Raw genomic sequence first — 21,947 nt, 5'->3', positions numbered from 1 at the left:
CGACGTCAGCTCACCTGGTTCGAGACGGTGCTCAGGGCGGCGTTCCAGGCCTCGGCCGGCGCGACGCCGTTGGCCTCCACCGACAGCAGGGCCTCCACCATCGCGCTCTTGATGACGCCGTCCTCCGGGCCGAGGATCTGGACCGGGGCGTTGGCCGTGGAGGTGGAGAAGATCTCGCCGATCGGGGCGCCGTTGAACCACGGGTCGGTCGCGTCGGCGACCAGCTCGATGCCGCCGGTCGTCGAGGGGAAGTTGCCGGCGGAGGCGAAGACCTCGGCCTGGCGCTCCGGGGCGGTGAGCCAGGCGATCAGCTCGGCGGCCTCCTCGACGTTCTCGCTGGAGGCGGGGATGCCCAGGTAGGCGCCGCCCCAGTTGCCGCCGGCGCCGCCGGGCAGCGTCGTGACGTTCCACAGGCCCGAACCGGCGTCACCGGCCTTGCCCTTGATGTAGCCGATCATCCACGAGGGGCAGGCGATGGTGGCGAAGCTGCCCGAGGCGAAGCCCGCGTCCCAGCCCGGGTCGACGAACTGCTCCAGGCGCGCGGTGAGCCCGGCCTGGCCGGCCGCGGCGGCGGTGTCGAACGCGGCGCGGACGGCGGGGTTGGAGTCGTGCACCAGGATGCCGGCCTGGTCGTAGTAGATCGTCTGCTCGGTGGAGACGATCGCGTTGTAGAACCCGCCCGCGGAGTCCATCCACGCGCTGCCCTCGGGCGCGGCCGCCTGGTACTCGCGGCCCAGGGCCACGTAGTCCTCCCAGCTCGTCATCCGCGCCGAGAGGGCCGCGGGGTCGGTGGGCAGGCCGGCCTGCTCGAGCAGGTCGCTGCGGTAGCAGATGCCCATCGGGCCGATGTCGGTGCCGAGACCGAGGACGGCGCCGTCGGGGGTGGTGGCCGCCGGCTCCTTCCACTCGACGTAGTTGCCGATCGAGCCGGCGGCGGGGGTGTTGCGCAGGTCGGTCCAGAGCTGCGACTGGTTGGCGACGACGTCGGCGATGCGCGCGACCTCGATGCCCTGGATGTCGGCGACGCCGCTGCCCGAGGCCAGGCGCGTCTGCAGCGCGGGCCAGTACTTGTCCTCGCCCTGCGTGGACTCGTAGGCGATGGTGACGCCGGGGTGCTCGGCCTCGTAGCGGTCGAACAGACCCAGCTCCTCGTAGCCGAACGTGCCGAAGAGGCTGACGGTCAGCTCGGTGGTGCCGTCGTCGGCGGCCGCGCCACCGCCCCCGCCGCAGGCGGCGAGGAGCAGCGTGCCGGCCACCGCGGCGGCGAGGGTCGTGCGTGCGGTCCGCCCCCGAGTGCTCCTCGGGGTGGTGCGGGGGGTCGTGGTCATGCGATGTCCTCCAGGCCCGGCGTCGTCGTCGGCGATAGGGGCGTCTCTCGTGAGAGCGCGCTCACACCGTGAGGAGGAGAGTGGCCCCCTGGCGGTGGGATGTCAAGAGAGCGCTCTCACGAAGCGGTGGACGGGGAACGGGCGGGCTCACGCGGAGTCGCGCCGGACGATCTCCGTCGGCAGGATCACCGGGGCCTGCGGCTCGCCGCCGTGCGTGATCTGGTCGAGCAGCAGCGTGGCCAGCGTCCGGCCCATCTCGACCATCGGCTGGCGCACGGTCGTGAGCGGGGGCTGGGCGGAGACGGCGATCGCGGAGTCGTCGAAGCCGACCACCGCCACGTCCTCCGGCACGCGCCTGCCCGCCTCGCGCACCGCCTGCAGCGCACCCACCGCCATCAGGTCGTTCGCGGCGAACACGGCGTCGATCAGGGGGTCGGCGGCGAGCAGGTCGGCCATCGCGCGGCGGCCCCCGACGATGCTGAAGTCGCCGTCGACGCTGCCAGCGTCGACGACGTCGTGGGCGGCCAGCTCGGCCCGGAACCCGTCGACGCGGTCGACCGAGGCGGCCATGTCGAGCGGGCCGGTGATCGTCGCGATCCGCCGCCGGCCCTGCTGGGCGAGCAGCCGGACGGCGGCCATCGCCCCGCCCACGTTGTCGGCGTCGACGTAGGTGAGCGGCGTGCGCGACTGGTGGGCGAACGGCCGCCCGGACAGCACCACGGGCACGCCGGCGTCCTGCAGGCGGCGGGGGAGCGGGTCGTCGCCGTGCAGGGAGACCAGGATGGCGCCGTCGAGGTGGCCGCCCAGCGCGAAGCGCTCGAAGCGCTGGCGCTCGGTGTCGTCGCCGCTGACCACGGCGAACACGAGCTGCATGTCGTGGCGGGCGACGACGGCGTGCGCCCCGTGCAGGACCTGCGAGAAGTAGGGGTCGGCGAAGAACCGGTCCTCGGACTCCGCGACGACGAACGCGATCGAGTCGCTGCGCCGCGTCATGAGCGAGCGTGCGGCCCGGTTGGTGACGTAGTGCAGCTCGGCGGCGGCGGCCAGCACGGCGTCGCGCGCCCGCGGACCGACCTTGGTCGACCCCGACAGCACCCGGCCCGCGGTCGCCCGCGACACCCCGGCCAGCGCCGCGACCGACTCCAGCGTGGGCGCGCCGCGCCCGTCCCGCCCCGACATCCGTCCTCCGGTCCGCACAGGTGCCGACCGGCACCACCGGGGTCATCGTCGCAGGTGCGGCCGCGGGCCCGGGCTCAGGTCACGCGGGCGTCGTGGCTGTAGACGTTCATCGTCTCCCCGCGCAGGAACCCGACGAGCGTGACGCCTGCGTCCTGGGCCAGCTCGACGGCGAGCGAGCTGGGCGCCGACACCGCGCTGAGCAGCGGCACCCCGGCCATCACGGCCTTCTGGACCAGCTCGAACGACGCCCGGCCCGACACCATGAGCACCGTGCCGGCGGCGGGCACGCGGTCCTTCAGCAGCGCCCAGCCGAGCACCTTGTCGACGGCGTTGTGCCGGCCGACGTCCTCGCGCGCCACGAGCAGCTCCCCGTCGGCGGTGAACAGGCCGGCGCCGTGCAGGCCGCCGGTGGAGTCGAACAGCTTCTGCGCGCCGCGCAGGGCGTCGGGCAGCGTGCTGAGCACGGCGGGCGTGACCGCCAGCGGGTCGGCGGCGGGGGAGAAGCGGGTCTTGAGCCGCACCGCGTCGAGGCTCGCCTTGCCGCACACCCCGCACGACGAGGTCGTGTAGAAGTTGCGCTCCAGGCTCGCGTCCGGTGGCTCGACGCCGGGGGCCAGCGCCACGTCGAGGACGTTGTAGGTGTTGCGGCCCCGATCCTCCCCCGGGCGGCCGTCGAAGGAATCGCAGTAGCGCGCGGTGACCACGTCGGACGCCGAACCGAGCACGCCCTCGGTGAGCAGGAACCCGTGCGCGAGCTCGACGTCGTGCCCGGGTGTGCGCATCGTGACCGACAGCGGCTTCCCGTCGACGCGCAGCTCGAGCGGCTCCTCGGCGGCGAGGGTGTCGAGCGCGCGCTTCGCGCCGCCCGGCCCGATCCGCACGACCGGCCTGCGGACGCTCAATCGCCCCATCAGCGCACCCTTCTCCCCGTCTCCACGCACGAGTACCCACCGAGGGCCTCGATCCCACCCCGGAACGCCGGGTCGTCGAGCAGCGCCCACAGCGGCGCGAGCAGCGGGTCGTCCAGCGCGTCGGCGCGGACCACCAGGTCGTAGGGCTCCTGCGCGACCGGCACGAAGTCCAGCCCGAACGCGCGGGCGGCGGCCAGGATGCCGAGCCCGGCGTCGGCGCGCCCGGCGGCGACCGCGGCGGCCACGGCGAGGTGCGTGTGCTCCTCGCGGGCGTAGCCCGGCACCGCCGACGGGTCGACGCCGCGCGCGCCCAGCTCGTGGTCGAGCAGGGCGCGGGTGCCGGCGCCGCGCTGGCGGTTGACGTAGCGCAGGCCCGGGCGGACCAGGTCGTCGATCCCGGTCAGCCCCAGGGGGTTGCCCGGCGCGACGATCAGGCCCTGGTCGCGGTGCACGAGGCGGACGACGGCGACGTCGAGGTCGCCGAGCAGGCGGTCGACGTAGGGCAGCGTGTAGGTGCCGGTCGCGGGGTCGAGCAGGTGCGACCCGGCGAGGTGGCACAGGCCGTCGCGCAGCGCGACCAGCCCGCCGAGCGACCCGACGTTGGACGAGGCGAGCGTGAGCAGCGGGTCGGCGGAGCGCAGGGCGGACGAGGCCATGTCGAGGACCAGGTCGTGCGAGCCGATGGCGACGATCGTGCGCGCGATCTCCGCGAGCCCGCGCAGCAGCTCGACCCGCACCCGCTCGCCCGCGTGGTGGCCCTCCACCCCGGCCGGCACGACGAGCAGGCCGTCGGCGCGCACCAGCGAGGTGAGCACCCCGGCGCCGCGCGGCAGCGGGGTGGCGACGACCTCGCCGCCGACGCGGCCCAGCCGCACGCGGACCCAGTCGTCGGAGCCGATCGCCGAGGCCAGCTTGCGCGCGAGGCGGGCGGTCGTCGAGGGGCGCTCGCGCGGGGCGGCGCCCTCCAGCGCGGCGAGCAGCGGCAGGGCGAAGATCTCGAACGTCAGCGCGGCCGACACGGGGTAGCCGGGTGCCCCGAGGACGGGGGTGCCGCCGTCGACCGCGCCCAGGACGACCGGGTGCCCGGGCCGCACCGCCACCCCGTGCACGGCCAGCGTCCCGGCCCCGGCGACGACGCGGGCGGTGTGGTCGTCGCGCCCGGCGCTGGACCCGGCGACGAGCACGACGAGGTCGGCGTCCTCCGCGGCCGCGCGCAGCGCCGCGGTGATCCGCTCCGGGTCGTCCGGGACGATCTCCGTCGCCGCGGCCGTGCACCCGGCCTCGCGGGCCTGCGCGACCAACATGATCGAGTTGGTGTCGAGGATCTCGCCCGGGCCGGGCTCGCTGCCGACCGGGCGGATCTCGTCGCCGGTCGGGATCACCACCACGTGCGGCCTGCGGTGCACCGTCGGCGCCACGGCCCCCGCCGCCGCGGCCGCCGCGATGTCGACGGGCCGCATCCGGTGCCCGGCCGGGAGCAGCAGCTCCGTGGCGCTGATGTCCTCGCCGATCGAGCGCACGTGCTCGTAGGGCGGCACGGCGGCGCGCAGCTCGGCGCGCCCGTCGGCGGTGTGGTGCACGTGCTCGCGCATCACCACGGCGTCGTAGCCCGCGGGCATCGGGTCGCCCGTGTCGACGACGGCGAAGTCGGCGAGCAGCACCGGCGTGGTGTCGGCGGCGCCCACCGTGTCGGCCGCGCGGACCGCGATCCCGTCCATCGCGGCCGAGTCGAAGGCGGGAGAGGAGCGCAGCGCCCACACCGGCTCGGCGAGGACGCGCCCGACGGCGCCGGCCACCGGCACCTGCTCGGTGCCCGTCCGCTCCGGGCACCCGGCCGCCGCGCACGCCGCCCGCCACGCCGCCGTCGCCTCGGCGGTGGGGACGTCGGAGACGAAAGGGCTCGTGCGGGTCACCGCACCGACGGTAACCGCGCCGGGGGCGCCCATGGTCACCGGTGCAGGGTGACGGTCACCTCGGTGCCCTCGGCGAGCCCGGTCGCGGGTTCGGGCACCACGACGTACCCGTCGGCGCGGGTGAGCACCGACAGCAGCGCCGACGGCCCGAACACGGGGTGCGCCCGCCCGTCGCGCAGCTCGACCTGCACGACGTCGAGCCGGCCCGCCGCGGAGGCGACGTCCCGGGCCAGGTGCGCCCGGGTGCCGGGCTGCGGCGGCGCCTGCGCCCCGGCGAGGCGCCACACCAGCGGCACGCCGACGAGCCCGAACACCACCAGCGCCGACAGCGGGTTCCCGGGCAGCCCGACCACGGGGACGCCGCCGCACTCCGCGAGCAGCGTCGGCTTGCCCGGCCGGATCGCGAGGCCGTGGCACCACACCTCGCCCAGCGCCGCGACCGCGCCTGCCGTCTCGTCGCGGGTGCCGACCGAGCTGCCCGCGGACACGACCACGAGGTCGGCGCGCGGGAGCACGTCGCGCAGCGCCGCGGTGAGCGCGCCCGGCTCGTCGCCCACGATCCCGGCGAGCTCCGGGACGCCCCCCGCGTCGGCCACGAGCGCGGCCAGCGCCGAGGCGGTGGCGTCGCGGACCTGGCCGGGCGCGAGCTCGCGCGTCGACGGGGGCACGACCTCGTCGCCGGTGGACAGGACCACGACCCGGGGCCGCGCGTGCACGGCGATCTCGGTGACGCCCGCCGCGGCGAGCAGCCCGAGGTCGGGGGCGCGCAGGGGCCGACCGGCGCGCACCAGCTCACCGCCCGCGGCGACGTCCTCGTCGGCGCGGACCAGGCCCGCCCCGGGCGCGACCGGGCGCGTCACCTCGATCGTGCCGGGCATCGTCTCCGCGGTGTGCTCCACCATCACGACGGCGTCCGCGCCCTCGGGAAGCACGCCGCCGGTCGGGATCGCGACGGCGCCGCCGGGCGGCACGGCGACGGTCGGCGCGCGGCCCATCCGCACCGCACCGGCCAGATCGAGGTAGGAGGGCAGGCCCTCCGACGCGCCGTAGGTGTCGGCGGCGCGCACGGCGAAGCCGTCGACGGTGGACTTCGCGAACCCGGGCAGGGCGGCGGCCGACCGCACGGGCGCGGCCGGGACGCGGTGGCGGGCGTCCGCCGCCGCGACCGTCTCCACGGCCGTGCGGCGGGCCGGGGCGAACCCGGCCAGCGCCTCGGCGACGGTGCGGGCGGTGAAGAACTCCCGCCCGCTCACTCCGTCCCCGACGCGCACGAGGGACGACCGGTCATCGGTCGGGCTGCGCGGGCTCGCCACCGGGCTTGGGCTGGTCGCGGGCCGCGGCACCGCCCTTGTCGAGCCCGAGCACGCTGACCACCGGACCGAGCGCGACCTGGCCGAGGCCGCAGATGCTGGTCTTGCGCATCGCCTCCTCCAGCCGCAGGATCTGCGCGCGCTCGTCGTCGTCGAGCTCCGAGCGCCCGACCAGCAGCTCGTGCGCCTTCGTCGACCCCACCCGGCACGGCACGCACTTGCCGCACGACTCGTTGCGGAAGAAGCGCAGCACGTTCGTGGACGCGGCCAGCAGGTCGCTGCCCTCGGCCAGCACCACGAGGGCCCCCGAGCCGAGCATCGTGCCCGCCTCCGCGGCGCTGCCGAAGTCGAGCGCCGTGCCGAGGCGCTCGGGCCCGATGAAGTTCGACGAGGCGCCGCCGGGCTGCACCGCCCCGAGCGCGCGGCCCTCCGACACGCCCCCGGCCAGCTCGATCAGCGCACCGACGGTGGTGCCCATCGGCACGCAGTAGACGTCGGGGCGCTCCACGTGCCCGGACACGGCGAAGAACTTCCACCCCACCGACTCGCCGAGGCCCTGGTCGGCCCACCACTGCGCGCCGCGCTGCACGATCACCGGGACGTCGGCGAACGTCTCCACCGAGTTGATCAGCGTCGGGCGCCCGTGCAGGCCGTAGCTGCCGGGGAACGGGGGCTTGTTGCGGGGCTCGCCCCGGTGGCCCTCCATGCACTCCAAGAGCGCGGTCTCCTCGCCGAGGATGTAGCCGCCGGGGGAGACGAACACGTCGACCTGCCGCCCGGGACCGACGAGCCCGGCCTCGCGCAGCGCGTCGATCTCCGCGCGCAGCACGTGCTCCTCGGGCCCGTACTCGTGCCGGATGAAGACCCAGCCCTCCTGCGCGTCGACGACCTCCATCGCGACGAGCAGCCCCTCCAGCACCAGGTGCGGCTGGGTGGCGAGGATCTGGCGGTCCTTGAACGTGCCGGGCTCGGACTCGTCGGCGTTGCAGATGACGTACTTGGTGGAGCCGGGCTGCGCGCCACGGACCAGGTCCCACTTCTGCCCGGTCGGGAAGCCGGCGCCGCCCATCCCGCGCAGGCCGGAGTCCTTCAGCGCCGCGACGACCGCGTCGGCGTCGGTCTCCCCGGCGCGCAGCGCGCGCAGGGTCGCGTAGCGCTGCGCGGCGCCGGTGCCGGCCGGGTACGGGTCGTTGGGCCACGGCTCCTCGCGCCCCTTCGCGGCGGCGTCGCCGACGCCGCCGGCGCGCGCCGCGGCCACCAGGTCGTCGACGTCGGACAGCGCGGCGGGCCGCTCGTTCACCGCCACCGCGGGGGCGACGTCGCAGCGGCCCAGGCAGGACACCTCGACGAGCTCGACGTCGCCCGGGTTGTCGGGGCCGCCCTCGCCGAACCGCTCCCGCAGCTCCGCGATCCGCTCCTCGCCGCCGCGCAGGTAGCACGGCAGGTCGTGGCAGGCGTGCAGCGCGACCGCGGGCGGGGGCGAGGTGCGGAAGTGCGGGTAGAACGAGACGAGCCCCTCGATCTCGTACCGGGGGCGGCGGGCCTCGCGGGCCAGCTCCTCCAGCTCCTCGCGCGGCAGCCAGCCCAGCCGGGCCTGGATCGCGGTGAGCGCGGGGATCAGCGACGGGCCGGGGAACTTGCCCGCCCGCGCCTCGACGCCGGGCACGCGCCGGGCGCGCACCTCACCCGCCCGCTCGGTGACCCCTCGATCGGCCGTCTCGGTCATTCAGAGAACCTCCACCTGCACGGCGCAGAACTTGAACTCGGGGATCTTGCCGAACGGGTCGACCTCGTCGATCGTCAGCAGGTTGGCCGCGGCCTCGCGGAAGTGGAACGGGATGAAGACGTTGCCCAGCTGCTCGCGGTGGCTGATCCGCACCTGCAGCTCGATCTGCCCGCGCCGCGACCGCGCCCGCACCCGCTGCCCGTGCGCCATCCCGCGCTCGGCCGCGTCCTTGGGGTGCATGTAGACCTCCGCGACCGGGGAGATCGCGTCGAGGGCGTAGGAGCGCCGCGTCATCGAGCCGGTGTGCCAGTGCTCCAGCAGGCGCCCGGTGTTGAGGACCAGCGGGTACTCGCCGTCCGGGAGCTCCTTGGGCGGCAGCCACTGGGCGGGCACCAGGTGCGCGAGACCGTCGTCGGTGTTGAAGCGCTCGACGAACATCACCACCGTGCCGTCGGTGTGCTCGGGATCGGCGTTGGGGTAGAGCTTGCCGGACGAACCGAGGTTGCCGTGCGCGAGGTTCGCGTAGGACGGCATCAGCGCGACCATCTCGTCGAACACCTCGCTGGGCGAGCCGTAGGCCCAGTCCAGGCCGACGCGCTGCGCGATGTCCTGGACGATCTCCCAGTCGGGCCGGGCCTGCCCCGGCGCGTCGAGCACCTTGCGTCCGAGCTGCACGCGCCGGTCGGTGTTGGTGTAGGTGCCGTCCTTCTCCAGGTAGGAGGTGGCCGGGAGGATCACGTCGGCGAACTCGGCGGTCTCGGTGAGGAAGATGTCCTGCACGACCAGGAAGTCCAGGGCCGACAGCGCCTTGCGCACCTTGTTGATGTTGGGGTCGGACAGGAACGGGTTCTCGCCCAGCATGTACATGCCGCGCACGCCGCCGTCGGGCTGCAGCGCGCTGGAGATGATCTCGGTGACCGTCAGCCCGCGCTGCGGGTTGAGCGGGGTGCCCCAGGCCTGCTCGAACCGCGCCTGCGTCGCCTCGCGGTCGACGCCCTGGTAGTCGGGGTAGAACATCGGGATCAGCCCGGCGTCCGAGGCGCCCTGGACGTTGTTCTGCCCGCGCAGCGGGTGCAGCCCGGTGCCCGGGCGCCCGACGTTGCCGGTGATCGAGCACAGCGCGATCAGGCAGCGGGCGTTGTCGGTGCCGGTGGTGTGCTGGGAGATCCCCATGCCCCAGTAGACGACCCCGGCGCCCGCCTCGCCCCAGGTGCGCGCGACCTCCCGGATCGAGTCGGCGTCGACCCCGGTGATCTGCGCGGCGCGCTCGGGCGGGTAGTCGGCGACGGTGCGGGCGAGCTCGTCGTAGTTCGACGTGCGCGACGCGATGAACTCCCGGTCGATCAGCCCCAGCCGGATCACCTCGTGCATCACCGCGTTGTAGAACGCGACGTCGGTGCCCGGCTTGAGCTGGATGTGGATGTCGGCGTGCTCGGCGACCGTCGACGCCCTCGGGTCGACGTAGATGATCTTCGTGCCGCGGCGCCGGGCCTGCTTGAAGAAGCTCGACGCGACGGGGTGGTTCGCCGTCGGGTTGGAGCCGGTGATGATCACCACGTCGGCGTTGACGACGTCGCCGTAGGTGGTGGACACCGCGCCCGAGCCGACGCCCTCGAACAGCGCCGCCACCGACGACGCGTGGCACAGGCGCGTGCAGTGGTCGACGTTGTTGGTGCCGAAGCCGGTGCGGACCAGCTTCTGGAAGAGGTAGGCCTCCTCGTTGGAGCACTTCGCCGAGCCGAACCCGGCGATCGACTCCGGCCCGCCCTCGGCGTGGATCTCGCGCAGCCGGCGCGCGACGAGGTCGAGCGCCTCCTCCCAGGTGGCCTCGCGGAAGTGCGGCAGCACCTCGTCGTAGTCGACGAGCCCGCCGGGCTTGCGGTGGCCGCCGCGCTTGTCGCCGGGCTTGCGGCTGCGGTCCCCGCCGCCCCCGCCGCGGCCCCGGTCGTCGTCGGCGTCCCCCCGGCCGGTGGCCCGGTCGCCCGTGCCCTCGCCGCGGACGTCGGCCGACAGCGGGCCCTTCGGGTAGGCGGCGTCGACCCGGATCAGCGGGACCGTCAGGCGCTGCGGCGAGGCGGCGTAGTCCCAGCCGTAGCGGCCCTTGACGCACAGCCGGCTCTGCGAGCCGGGCTGGTCGCGGCCCTCGGCGAAGGAGATCGCGTTCTGCTCGCGGTCGACGCGGTAGGTGATGGCGCACCCGACGCCGCAGTAGGGGCAGACGGACTCGACGGCGTCGAGCTCCTCGCGCGGGCGGATCGCGATGTCGCGGATCGACTTGTTCGTCAGCGCGCCGGTCGGGCAGGCCTGCACGCACTCGCCGCAGGTGACGCAGGACGAGGCGCCCATCGGGTCGTCGAGGTCGAAGGCGATCCGGGTGGCGTAGCCCTTGCCCGTGCGGCCGATGACGTCGTTGCCCTGGATGTCGTCGCAGGCGCGCACGCAGCGGTCGCAGAGGATGCAGGCGTCGTGGTTCACGTCGATGACCGGGTTCGACGAGTCGGTCCCGCGTCCCGACCCGCACGGCAGCGCTCCCCGTTCGACGCCGAGGCCCTGCTCCAGCGCCAGCAGCAGGTTGTCGCCGGTGGTGGTCTGCTTCGGGTCCTCGGCGATCGGGGGCTGGTCGGCGACCAGCAGCTCGGTCAGCACCGCGCGGCTGCGGTCGAGCTCCTCGGAGGTGGTGACGACCTCCATCCCGTCCTCGCAGGGCCGCACGCAGGCCGCGGCGAACACCCGGCCGCCCGTGTCGACCACGCACATGCGGCAGACGCCGACGGGGTCGTAGCGCTCGTCGTGGCACAGCACCGGGATGTCCACCCCGGCCCGCCTGGCGGCGTCGAAGATCGTGGTGCCCTCGGCGACGGTGACCTCGCGCCCGTCGATCGTGGCGGTGACGGTCGGGGCCGACGTGGGTGCCGGCGGTTCCTGCAGCGTCGTCATGTGGTCCCCCGGTCGGCGGTGATGGCGGCCACCCGACACTAGAGGACCGGACGCCGGTCCGGCGCTCCCCGCCTCACCCGTCGAGCAGGAGGTCCGCGGCGGCGTCCGGGCCGGGGCGCCCGGTCCCGTCGAGGCCGCGGGCGGTGTAGTAGCCGGCGACCATCGTCGCGAGCCGGTCGGCCGTGAGGGTGGCCGTGCGACCCGACGCCAGCTCCAGCGGCGTCTGCAGCATCCGGGCCGGGAGCGTGTCGTCGGCGGCCGTCGCGCCCTCGCGGGCGTTGAACGCGCGCTTGGCCGCGACGATCCGCCGGGCGACCGCGCGGAGCTCGTCGGCGTCGACGTCCCAGCCGGTGACCGGCGCCAGCAGCGCGGCCCACTCGTCGAAGGGCTCGGTGAAGACCCCCCGGAGGAACTTGCAGAGGATCATGGAGTCCATCACCGCGGCCCGGTCCTCGGTGCCGACGGCCGCGGCCACGTGCGCGGCGCCGCCGTCGAGCCGGTCGTGCTCGCCGGAGAGGTCGGCCTCGTAGGCGCCGGAGCGGTTGTGGTCGGCGCCGCGGGAGTTGACGGCCAGGCCCAGCGCCATCGCCTGCAGCGTCCGGGGCTCGTACCCGGGCAGCTCCAGGCCCTTGACCTGCGGCGCGAAGTCGATCGACCCCTGCCCGACGACGTGTGCCGCCGCCCGCGACCCGAGCGCGAGCAGCGCACCCAGGCCGGGTTCGCGGCGGCCGATGAGGTCCAGCGCGCGCAGCAGGGCGGCACCGTCGCCGAAGCGCAGCCACGGCGCGTCGATGATCCCGCGCTCGGCGCACTCCATGGCCCACGCGACCGTGCCGCCCGCCGAGATCGTGTCCAGGCCCAGCTCGTCGCAGCGGGCCGACGCGGCGAACACGTCGTCGGGGTCGGACACCCCGCACATCGGCCCGAGCGCGAACACGTTCTCGTACTCCATGCGCTGGCTGCCGCCGCCCTTGCGCGAGTAGATGTGCTCGCAGCCGATCGAGCAGGACGCGCAGCTGTTGCGGGCCACGCCGCGCAGCTCGTGGAGCTCCTCGGCGGCGAGGCGGTGCGCGCCGTCGAACGTGGCGGCGGTGAAGTTGCGGGTCGGCAGCGTCGAGACGGCGTTGAAGGCGAGCAGGTTCGCGAGCGTGCCCAGCTCCCGGTACTTGGCCGTGGCCGGGCCGAAGCTGCGCTCGCGCAGGTCCTTCGCGGCGGCCAGCACCGCGGCGGGGTCGGCGACCTCGGCGCGCGTGGCGGCCCGGACCAGCACCGCCTTGACGTTCTTCGCCCCCAGCACCGCCCCGAGCCCGCCCCGCCCCGCGTGGCGGCCGTCGTGGCTGACCGTGGCGTAGCGGACGCCCGCCTCGCCCGCCGGGCCGATCGCGGCGGTGCTCCAGCCGCGCCCGAAGCGCTCGCGGACCGCGGTCTCGGCGTCGGCGGCGGGCAGGCCGGCCAGCTCGGGCGCGGGTTCGAGGCGGGCGCCGTCGCCGTCGACGACGACCACCGAGAGCTCCGCGGCGCGGCCGCGCAGCACGATGGCGTCGTGGCCCGTCAGCTTGCCGGCGATCGCGAACCGGCTGGACGCCAGCGCGTCGGTCAGCAGCCCCGTCAGCGGCGACTTCGCGACGACGGCGAACTTCGCGCTCGTCGTCAGCGGGGTGCCGACGAGCGGGGAGAACACGAACGCCAGCGGTGCCTCCGGCGCGAGCGGGTCGACCCCGGCCGGGGCCAGGCGGTGCAGCAGCCAGGTGCCGAGCCCGACCCCGCCGAGGTAGGCGCGGAGCACCTCGTCGGAGAGGGGGAGCGCGGTGCCGGTGGCGGTGGTGCCGTCGACGTCGACGACCAGGGCCCGCCCGAAGTACCCGCCCGCCGTCATACCGGCGACCGTACGCGCCTCAGCCCCCCGCGTCCGCCGACAGGAACGCCACCGAGTCGCCGGCGACCAGGGGCAGCAGGGGTTCGCGGGTGATGCGGTCGCCGTTCAGGGCGGCGACGACGTGCCGGTCGAGCTCCAGCCCGAGCGCCTGCGCGGCGGCGCCCAGCGTGGCCGCGGCGACGGTGCGCTGCCCGCGCCTGCCCCCGCCCGCCAGCGCGCCGAAGCACTGGACGACGACGTCGGCGGGCGGTCGGGCCCGGGCGGCGGTGTAGTCGTCGGGCTCGTTGACGTTGAGCACCGAGTCGAGGTCCGGGTCGAGCCGGGCGACGGCGGGGTCGGCGAGCAGGTCGGCGTCGTCGAGGCGGGCGACGGTGCAGTGCTCGTAGAGCATCCCGGGGCGGCTGCGTCCCTGGGCGATGAGCGAGGTGATCAGGTCCGCGAGCCCGGTGCGGTAGGCCGCGGCGAGGGGCTGGCGGAAGCCGCGGGCGAACGGCAGCGCCACGTCGACGCCCGGCTCGGCCGCGCGCAGCACCGCACCGACGAACGCGGGGTGCAGGAACGGCATGTCGGTGGAGCAGACGAACGCGGTGCCCGCCCGGTCGCGCAGCGCGGTCAGGCCGGTGGCGATGCCCTGCATCGGGCCGACGCCCTCGACGGGGTCCTCCACCACCTCGACGCCCGCGGGCAGCGCGGGCAGCTCCTGCCCCGGCGAGGCGACGACGAGCACAGGGCCGTCGACGGTGCGGGCGAGCAGCGCCGCCGTGCGGTGCAGCAGCGTCGAACCGTGCCACTCGAGCGCCGCCTTCGGCGTGCCCATGCGCGACGAGCGGCCCCCGGAGAGCACGACCCCGGCCGTGACGTCGCCCATACCGGGATCGTAGGCGGCTCGCACACACATCCCGGGGGCGGCACACAGGTCCGGCCCTGTGTGTGAGCCCCGCAGGCTGTGTGCGAGCCCCGCAGGCTGTGTGCGAGCTCCGGGTTCGGCGCTGCCTCAGAAGAAGCGGGCCAGGTGCTCGTCGAGGTCGGGCAGGCCGGAGGTGTCGATCAGCAGGTCGCGCTCCAGGACCTCGCGGAGCTCGGCCGCCGAGCCCAGGTCCCGGCGCTCGCTCGGCCCGCCGAGGTGGTGCACCGACAGCGCGGCGCCGCCGCCCGCGAGCACGCCACCCAGCGCGAACCGCCGGTCCGGCGCCGCCCGCCCGGCCCGCAGCCCGGTGACGAAGCCGGAGCGGGGGTGGCGCGAGACGTACCAGTTGCCGACCTCGTAGTCGATCTCCGGCGCGGGCCGCAGGTCGAACCGGTACATCGGCCGCCACTCGTCGCCGATGCGGGCCTGCATCTCGTGCACCCCGTCGGAGTCCGGGTCCAGGTGCACCCGGAACGGTTCGTGCGGTGTCTCCTGCGTGAGGTCCGGGACGAGCGCGAGCACACCGGTGAGGGTCTGCCCGCCGAACCCGACGTCGACGAGGTGCGGGCCCTCGGGCAGCTCGACGCGCAGCAGCATGTGGCTCAGCGGGGTGGGGGCGGCGCCGGGCGGGACGCCCCACACGACCCGCGCGGCGAGCCCGGTGACGCGGTAGCCGAGCCCGTCGAGGACCGAGCGCAGCAGCGTGTTGTGCTCGAAGCAGTAGCCGCCGCGGCCGCCGTCGACGAGCTTGGCCGTGACGGCGTCGGGGGAGATGTCGACGTCGCGGCCGGTCAGCGGGTCGAGGTTCTCGAACGGGATGGTCCGCGTGTGGGCGGCGACGACGTCGCGCAGCGCCGCGAGGTCGGGGGCGGCCGGGGCGGGGAGGCCGATCCGGGCGAAGTAGCGGTCGCTCATGGGGTGCAGCGTGCCCGCTGCACCCGCCTGCAGGTCAAGAGCGCGGTCAGGTCAGGAGCGGTCTTCCAGCAGCCACGGGTGCAGGCTCCGGTAGCCGCGCACCGACACCGGGCGCAGCGCGCGGACGCGGAAGCGTCCGTCGTCGGCCAGGGCGGCGGCCACGGCGTCGTCGACGAGGACCGTGTCGGGCCGCGCGTGCGTCGTCAGCCGGGAGGCGATGTTGACGACCTCGCCGTAGACGTCGCCGTAGCGGGTCAGCACGGGGCCCGCGGCGAGCCCGATCCGCAGCTGGGGCAGGACGTCCTCGGCCCGGACGCGCTCCTGCAGCCCCAGCGCGATGGACGCCGCGGCGGGGGCGTCGTCGGCGACGAACAGCACCTCGTCACCGACGGTCTTGACGATGCGCCCGCGGCCGTCGGCGATCACCTCGGTGGTGGTCGAGCCGAACCGCTCGATCATCTCCGACAGCTCGTCGGCCGAGCGCTTCCGGGTCGTGCGCGTGAAGCCGACCATGTCGGCGAACCCGACGACCAGCGGCCAGGTGTCGCTGCCGTCGCCCGGCCCGGCGGCCGTGGCCAGCATGCGGTGCACGGTCGCGGCGAGGTGGCGGCGCCAGACGTAGCTCTGCAGCTGCTCCAGCGCGGGGATGACGGCTGCGGCCACCTGCAGCGACTCCACCGGCGTGAGGTCCTGCCCGTGGCCCTCCAGCAGCCGGCGCAGCATCCCGACCTGCCACTCCGCGAGCCGCGACATCGACTGCGCCACCGCCCGCGCGACGGCCTCGCGCACCTCGGGTTCCAGCACGCCCGCCTCGGTGAGCCCGGCCATCAGGCGGACGGCGGCGACGTCCTGGTCGGTGAACAGCACCTCGTCGTCGCCGACCTCGGCGAACCCGAGCGAGCGCCAGAGCCGGCGGCCCTCGTCGACGTCGAGGTCGGTGGCCTCGGCCAGCCCGGCGCGGGTGTAGCGGCGGGGCGCGCCGAGCACGATCTCCTCGACGGCCTCGTCGAGCGGCCCGTCCCCGGCGACGTGCCGGACGACCGCGCCGGAGAACAGTCGGCCGACGCCGGCGAGGAACCGGGACCCGCGCCTGATCGCGGACAAGGGTCAGGTGGTGTGGACGATCAGCACGTCGACGCCCGAGCGGCGCGCGACGTCCGAGGGCACCGAGCCGAGGATGCGGCCCGAGAGCGTGTTGAGTCCCCGGTTGCCGACGACGAGCAGGTCGGCGCCGGCGTCGCGCGCGGCGGTGCGCAGCACCTCGACGGGGTCGCCGTCGGCGGCGACGGTGCGGATGTTCCCGGCGCCGGCCTTCGCGGCGCGCTCCTCGGCCGTGCGCAACGTCTCCTCGGCCGGCGTCCACCCGACGACGAGGTAGGCCTCGTCCTTCAGCGCGTCCTCGGCGCCCGCGGTGTCGCCGCGGCCCGCGGGGGTGTACGCGCAGACGATGACCAGCTCGGCGGCGCTGTCGGCGGCCACGGCGGCGGCGCGGTCGACGGCGGCGAGCGAGGTGTCGGAACCGTCGGTGCCGACGACGATGGTGCGGTACGCGGACATGGGGGAGCCTCCGTCTCGGGGACGCCGAGGTTACCCGGGGTAGCACCCGGTTGCCGCACTGCCCTGGGTTGCCGTACCGCCCTGATCACCCGATCGGGGCAGCCTCCCGCTCCTCGCCGTTGTCGCGCAGGCGCGGGAGCAGCGCCGGTCCGACGAGCCGGCGCCGCAGCCGCCCGTCGGCCGAGCCGAACAGCGCGGTCATGGTCACGAGCGTGCCGCGCAGGTCGTCGCGCCCGGAGAGGTAGGCGCGGCGGTGGCGCTCGGGCAGGCCGAAGAACACCTCGAAGAAGCCCGGGACCTCCTCGGCGGGCATCCGCAGCAGCGCCTCCAGCCCGACCCCCCGGACGCGGTGCACCACCCGGGCGGCGGGCGGCCAGACGGTGGCGCGGGCGGCGGCGAGCGGGTCGTCGCACTCGGCGGCGCGGGCCACCGCGGGGGCCAGCGCCAGCGCGGAGGCGAGGCTGAAGCCGGTGGCCGGGTGCACCAGCGGCGCGGCCGCGCCGAAGCCGAGGACGTGCGGTGCGCGGTGGCGCGGGCGGTCGAGCGGGAACGACACCTTCTCCACCGGGGCGTCGCCGGGCACGACGACGCCGTGGCGGCGCAGCCGGGCGTGCAGGCGCCGGCGCAGGACGGGCAGCGGCAGGCCGGGGCGTCGCGCCAGCGAGGTCTCCTCGAGCAGCACGCGCCCCCCGCCGAGCGGGATGGCGTAGAGGAAGGTCGGCCAACCGGGCTCGCCGTGGTCGGGGCGCCAGTCCATGAACAGCGCCTCGCCGTCGGCGACGACGGGCGCGGCGACGTCGGCGTCGACCGTGACGCCGTACGCGGTCTGCTCGGTCGGCACCCGGCGCGGCGCGCCCGGGTCGAGCGGCTGCGCGCGCCCGCCCGCGTCGACGACCAGCCGCGCGCGCTGCACGGTGCCGTCGGCGAGCGCGACGGACCCCGGCGCGGGGGAGCCGACGGCCCGCCCGGCGCGGACCCGCACCCCGCCGCGGTCCATGCCGTCGTCGAGGTGGACGCGCAGCGCGGGGACGTCGAGCACGGCGTACTCGCGGTCGAGCCGGTGCGCGGTGAGCGCCACCGCCCGCCCCGCGGCCCGCGCGGCGACGACGCCGGCCGGCAGGTCGGGCAGCTCGTCGACCCAGGCGCCGTAGGTCGCGGGCCAGGGCCGGGCGGGGGCGGGGTCGAGCAGGGTCGTGCGCAGCCCCCGGGCCCCGCACTCCGCGGCGAGCGCGCGCCCCGCGGGGCCGCCGCCGACCACCAGCACGTCGTCGGCGCCGCGGCCGTGCCCGTCGGGGCCGGTGGGGGAGGCGCTCACACCGAAGTTGTACCCGCAGGCCCGCCCGGGTCGCCCGGCGGCGCTAGCGTGGCGCCGTGATCACCTCCGCGCGGGCCGCCCGGCGCTCCGGGCCGGGCGAGTCCGGCGCGGGCCTGGCGCGCAGCCCGTTCCGCGTCGACCGCGACCGGATCGTCGCCTCGCCGTTCTTCGCGCGCCTCGCGGGCGTCACGCAGGTGGTGAGCCCGGTCGGGTCGGGGCTGCTGGTGCACAACCGGCTCACCCACTCGCTGCAGGTGGCGCAGGTGGCCCGGGCGGTCGGCGAACGGGTGGGAGCCGACCTGTGCGACCCGGACGTCGTCGAGGCCGCCGCGCTCGCCCACGACCTCGGGCACCCGCCGTTCGGCCACCTCGGCGAGCAGGTCCTCGACCGCACCGCCCGCGAGGAGCTGGGCCTGCCCGACGGGTTCGAGGGCAACGCCCAGAGCTTCCGCATCGTCACCACCATCGACCTGCACGGGCCCGGCGGCGTCGGGCTCGACCTCACCGCGGCCGTGCGCGCCGCCGTCCTCAAGTACCCGTGGACGCGCCGCGGGTACCCCGACCCGCACCCCAGCCGGGCCGCGCTGCCGCCCCGCGGCGGCGGTCCGCTGCCCGGCGAGCCGGACTCCGGGTCGGCCAAGTTCTCCTGCTACGAGACCGAGGTCGACGACCTGCTCTCGGCCCGCGCGGCCTTCCCGGGCACCGGACCGTGGCGCCAGACCGTCGAGGCCGCGGTCATGGACACCGCCGACGACATCGCCTACGCCATCCACGACCTGGAGGACTTCCACCGCGTCGGGGTGCTGCAGCAGGCCGGGGTCGCCGCCGAGCTCGCCGGGTGGCGGCGCAACGCGGCCACGGCCGGGCCCGGCGCCGGCCTGGAGGCGCTGCGCCGGCGCCTGGCGGACAAGGACGGCTGGGCCTACGACGACGACGCGTTCACCGCGGCCGTCGACCGCGTCCGCGACGAGCTCGTCGACGGTCTGCTGGCCACGGCGTTCGACGGCTCGATGGCCGCGGAGCGCGCGGTGGCCGAGTTCTCCGCCCGCTGGACGGCCCGGCTCGCGGGCGGTGTGGTCGTCGACCACGACCCGCCGGTGCGCTCCGGGCCGGTCGCCCTGGCCGTGGCGCAGTGGCACGAGGTGGCGGTGCTGAAGTTCGTGCACCAGCGGTTCGTGCTGCAGCGCGCGGATCTCGCGTCGCACCAGCGCGGCCAGGCGACGGTGCTGCGCTCGCTGGTCGGCTCGCTCGCGTCCTGGCTCAGCGACGACGACGCCCCGCGCCTGCCCCCGCGGCTGCACGACCTCGCCGAGCTGGCCCGCAGCCAGGGACTCCCGCTCGCCCAGGCCCGCGGGCGGGCGGTCGTCGACTACACCGCGAGCCTCACCGACGGCCAGGCCAGTGCGCTGCTCGACGTCCTCACCGGCCGCAGCGGGCGGCTGTGGACCGACGCCGCGGTGCTGTAGCCGGACCGCGGCTAGACCGCGCCCAGCGTCCCCGTCGACAGCACGCCGCCGTCGACGCGCACGGTCTCGCCCGTCATCCAGGCCGCGGCGTCGGAGACCAGGAAGCCGACGACCCGCGCGACGTCCTCGGGCTCGCCCAGGCGCTTGAGCGGGTAGGCCGCGGCCGTCTTCTCCTCGCCCTCGGCGTAGAGCGCCGTCGCGAACTTCGTCTTCACGACGGCGGGCGCGACGGCGTTGACGCGGATCGAGGGCCCGAGCTGCCAGGCGAGCTCCTCGGTGAGGCGGATCAGCGCCGCCTTCGACGCCCCGTAGGCCGCGATGACGCCGGTGGAGCGCAGGCCCGCCACCGACGCGATGTTGACGACGTTGCCGCCGTGCTCGCCCATCCAGGCGCGGTAGGCGAGCTGCACGTAGCCCAGCGCGGCGACGACGTTGGTGTCGAAGGTCTTGCTCACCGCGGCGAGGTCGGTGTCCATGAGGAAGCCGTAGGTGGGGTTGATGCCGGTGTTGTTGACCAGGATGTCGAGGCTGCCGAAGCGCTCGACGGTCGCGGTCACCGACTGCTCCCGCGACTCCTCGGAGCTCGCGTTGGCCGCGACCGCCAGCACTCGCCCGGTGTCGCCGCCCGCGTGGTCGGCGGCGAGCGAGGCGGCCGCCGCCTCCAGCGCGTCGGGCTTGCGGGCGGTGACCGTGACCGAGGCCCCCCGGGAGAGCAGCTCGGCGGCGATGGCGTAGCCGATTCCGCGGCTGGCGCCGGTGACGAGGGCCGTGCGGCCGGTGAGATCAGTCATGCGGCGACCCTACGTCGGGAATCGGGGTGCCCCGGCCGGTACTCTGGACGCCGTGATCCGGATCGCGTAGCGGGCCCGCCGCCTGCCAGCCGCCCGCCCCCGGATCCTTTCTGGAGTCTTCCTCGTGATCACCGCCACCGACCTCGAACTGCGCGCCGGGTCCCGGATCCTGCTCTCCGGCGCCACGCTGCGCGTGCAGCCCGGCGACCGCATCGGGCTCGTCGGGCGCAACGGCGCCGGCAAGACCACGTCCATGCGCGTCCTCGCCAACGAGGGCGAGCCCTACGGCGGCAGCGTGCACGCCAACAGCCCCGTGGGCTACCTCCCGCAGGACCCCCGCGAGGGCGACCTGCGCGTCACCGCGAAGGACCGCGTCCTGTCGGCCAAGGGCCTCGACGTGATGCTGCGCGAGATGGAGAAGGCGCAGAACGCGATGGCCGAGCTGGTCGACGGCGCCGCCAACGACAAGGCCGTGCGCGACTACGGCCGCATCGAGGAGCGCTTCTCGGCGCTGGGCGGCTACGCGGCGGAGAGCGACGCCGCCCGCATCTGCGCGCACCTCGGTCTGCCCGACCGCATCCTCAACCAGCAGATCGCCACGCTGTCGGGCGGTCAGCGCCGCCGCGTCGAGCTGGCCCGGATCCTGTTCTCGGCCACCGACGGCGGTGCGTCGAGCAACACCACGCTGCTGCTCGACGAGCCCACCAACCACCTCGACGCCGACTCGATCACGTGGCTGCGCTCGTTCCTGCAGAACCACGACGGCGGGCTCGTCGTGATCAGCCACGACACCGACCTGCTGGCCGACGTCGTCAACAAGGTGTGGTTCCTCGACGCCACGCGCGGCGAGGTCGACGTCTACAACATGAACTGGAAGCGGTACCAGGAGGCGCGGGCCACCGACGAGAAGCGCCGCCGCCGCGAGCGCGCCAACGCCGAGAAGAAGGCGTCGGTGCTGCACACCCAGGCACTGAAGATGGGCGCGAAGGCCACGAAGGCGGTGGCGGCGAAGAACATGGCGCGCCGCGCCGACGAGCTCCTGGCCAACCTCGAGCCCGAGCAGCAGAAGGACCGCGTCGCCAAGATCCGCTTCCCGGACCCGGCGCCGTGCGGCAAGACCCCGCTCACCGCAGAGGGCCTGAGCAAGGCGTTCGGCTCGCTGGAGGTGTTCACCGGCGTCGACCTCGCGGTCGACCGCGGGGCCAAGGTCGTCGTCCTCGGGCTCAACGGCGCGGGCAAGACCACGCTGCTCCGGCTGCTGGCGGGCACCGAGCGCGCCGACGCCGGCGACGTGCGCCCCGGCCACGGACTGCGCGTGGGCTACTTCGCGCAGGAGCACGAAACGCTCGACCCGGACGCCACGGTGTGGGAGAACATCCGGCACGCCTCGCCCGACACGGGGGAGCAGCAGCTGCGTACGGTGCTGGGCACGTTCATGTTCTCCGGGGAGCAGCTCCAGCAGCCCGCGGGCACGCTCTCGGGCGGCGAGAAGACGCGCCTCGCGCTGGCGGGCCTGGTCTCCAGCGCCGCCAACGTGCTGCTGCTCGACGAGCCCACCAACAACCTCGACCCGGCCAGCCGCGCCCAGGTGCTCGACGCCCTGCGCCGCTTCACCGGGGCCGTCGTGCTGGTCTCCCACGACCCCGGCGCGGTCGAGGCGCTGCACCCCGACAAGGTCATCGTGCTGCCCGACGGCACCGAGGACCTCTGGTCGGCGGAGTACCTGGAGCTCGTGCAGTTGGCCTGATCGGACGAGGTTGACGTCCGCGGTGCCACCCGTTCGCGACTGTGACGTGGATCTCTCCCGCGCCGGCCG

The 21,947-nt window shown here is 75.5% G+C and carries 16 protein-coding genes; 2 read left to right on the top strand and 14 right to left on the bottom strand.

Annotated features, from left to right (window positions below; genetic code table 11):
- Positions 1-5: 5 nt before the first annotated feature.
- From I4I82_RS31820 to I4I82_RS31760, 13 genes are all read right to left on the bottom strand, one after another.
- Positions 6-1,328: an ABC transporter substrate-binding protein gene (locus I4I82_RS31820; protein WP_218591982.1), complete on the bottom strand. Its 1,323-nt coding sequence runs from the start codon at positions 1,326-1,328 to the stop codon at positions 6-8.
- Positions 1,329-1,475: 147 nt separating this feature from the next.
- The gene (locus tag I4I82_RS31815) at positions 1,476-2,507 is read right to left on the bottom strand and encodes a LacI family DNA-binding transcriptional regulator (protein WP_218591981.1); all 1,032 of its coding nucleotides are present in this window, start codon (positions 2,505-2,507) and stop codon (positions 1,476-1,478) included.
- Positions 2,508-2,581: 74 nt separating this feature from the next.
- Positions 2,582-3,418, bottom strand: a complete 837-nt coding sequence (gene fdhD / locus I4I82_RS31810; RefSeq protein WP_218591980.1) for a formate dehydrogenase accessory sulfurtransferase FdhD — start codon at positions 3,416-3,418, stop codon at positions 2,582-2,584.
- A complete protein-coding gene (locus tag I4I82_RS31805) occupies positions 3,418-5,331 on the bottom strand; it encodes a molybdopterin biosynthesis protein (RefSeq protein WP_218591979.1) in 1,914 nt (637 codons plus the stop codon). The genes fdhD and I4I82_RS31805 overlap by 1 nt, the downstream gene beginning before the upstream one ends.
- A gap of 35 nt (positions 5,332-5,366) precedes the next feature.
- Entirely contained in the window at positions 5,367-6,602 is a 1,236-nt protein-coding gene (locus I4I82_RS31800) for a molybdopterin molybdotransferase MoeA (RefSeq protein ID WP_218596343.1), read from the bottom strand.
- A gap of 13 nt (positions 6,603-6,615) precedes the next feature.
- A complete protein-coding gene (locus I4I82_RS31795; RefSeq protein ID WP_218591977.1) occupies positions 6,616-8,367 on the bottom strand; it encodes an NAD(P)H-dependent oxidoreductase subunit E in 1,752 nt (583 codons plus the stop codon).
- Positions 8,368-11,304, bottom strand: coding sequence for a formate dehydrogenase subunit alpha (gene fdhF / locus I4I82_RS31790; RefSeq protein ID WP_218596342.1), 2,937 nt, complete (start codon positions 11,302-11,304; stop codon positions 8,368-8,370).
- Positions 11,305-11,377: 73 nt separating this feature from the next.
- A complete protein-coding gene (locus tag I4I82_RS31785; protein ID WP_218596341.1) occupies positions 11,378-13,180 on the bottom strand; it encodes an aldehyde ferredoxin oxidoreductase family protein in 1,803 nt (600 codons plus the stop codon).
- Between the two features lie 19 nt (positions 13,181-13,199).
- The gene (mobA, locus tag I4I82_RS31780; RefSeq protein WP_218596340.1) at positions 13,200-14,048 is read right to left on the bottom strand and encodes a molybdenum cofactor guanylyltransferase; all 849 of its coding nucleotides are present in this window, start codon (positions 14,046-14,048) and stop codon (positions 13,200-13,202) included.
- Between the two features lie 126 nt (positions 14,049-14,174).
- Positions 14,175-15,002 carry an arylamine N-acetyltransferase family protein gene (locus I4I82_RS31775; RefSeq protein ID WP_218596339.1) on the bottom strand — a complete coding sequence of 276 codons (828 nt, stop codon included), beginning with the start codon at positions 15,000-15,002 and terminating at the stop codon, positions 14,175-14,177.
- Positions 15,003-15,053: 51 nt separating this feature from the next.
- A complete protein-coding gene (locus I4I82_RS31770; RefSeq protein WP_225920738.1) occupies positions 15,054-16,106 on the bottom strand; it encodes an adenylate/guanylate cyclase domain-containing protein in 1,053 nt (350 codons plus the stop codon).
- 3 nt (positions 16,107-16,109) lie between these two features.
- Positions 16,110-16,559, bottom strand: coding sequence for a universal stress protein (locus I4I82_RS31765; protein WP_218592575.1), 450 nt, complete (start codon positions 16,557-16,559; stop codon positions 16,110-16,112).
- A gap of 85 nt (positions 16,560-16,644) precedes the next feature.
- The gene (locus tag I4I82_RS31760; RefSeq protein ID WP_226370366.1) at positions 16,645-17,874 is read right to left on the bottom strand and encodes a lycopene cyclase family protein; all 1,230 of its coding nucleotides are present in this window, start codon (positions 17,872-17,874) and stop codon (positions 16,645-16,647) included.
- A gap of 56 nt (positions 17,875-17,930) precedes the next feature.
- Here I4I82_RS31760 and I4I82_RS31755 point away from each other — a divergent pair, with 56 nt between their 5' ends.
- Entirely contained in the window at positions 17,931-19,340 is a 1,410-nt protein-coding gene (locus I4I82_RS31755; RefSeq protein ID WP_218592574.1) for a deoxyguanosinetriphosphate triphosphohydrolase family protein, read from the top strand.
- Positions 19,341-19,351: 11 nt separating this feature from the next.
- Here the strand turns inward: I4I82_RS31755 and I4I82_RS31750 are convergent, their stop codons facing one another.
- Positions 19,352-20,131 (bottom strand): SDR family oxidoreductase, encoded by a 780-nt coding sequence (locus I4I82_RS31750; protein WP_218592573.1) that lies wholly within the window; start codon positions 20,129-20,131, stop codon positions 19,352-19,354.
- Positions 20,132-20,255: 124 nt separating this feature from the next.
- Here I4I82_RS31750 and I4I82_RS31745 point away from each other — a divergent pair, with 124 nt between their 5' ends.
- Positions 20,256-21,878, top strand: a complete 1,623-nt coding sequence (locus I4I82_RS31745; protein WP_218592572.1) for an ABC-F family ATP-binding cassette domain-containing protein — start codon at positions 20,256-20,258, stop codon at positions 21,876-21,878.
- Positions 21,879-21,947: the final 69 nt, after the last annotated feature.

It is taken from the genome of Pseudonocardia oceani, assembly GCF_019263585.2.
Taxonomy (GTDB): domain Bacteria; phylum Actinomycetota; class Actinomycetes; order Mycobacteriales; family Pseudonocardiaceae; genus Pseudonocardia; species Pseudonocardia oceani.
The sequence above is the reverse complement of the archived record's forward strand: the minus strand, read 5'-3'. Positions and strand labels throughout refer to the sequence as shown.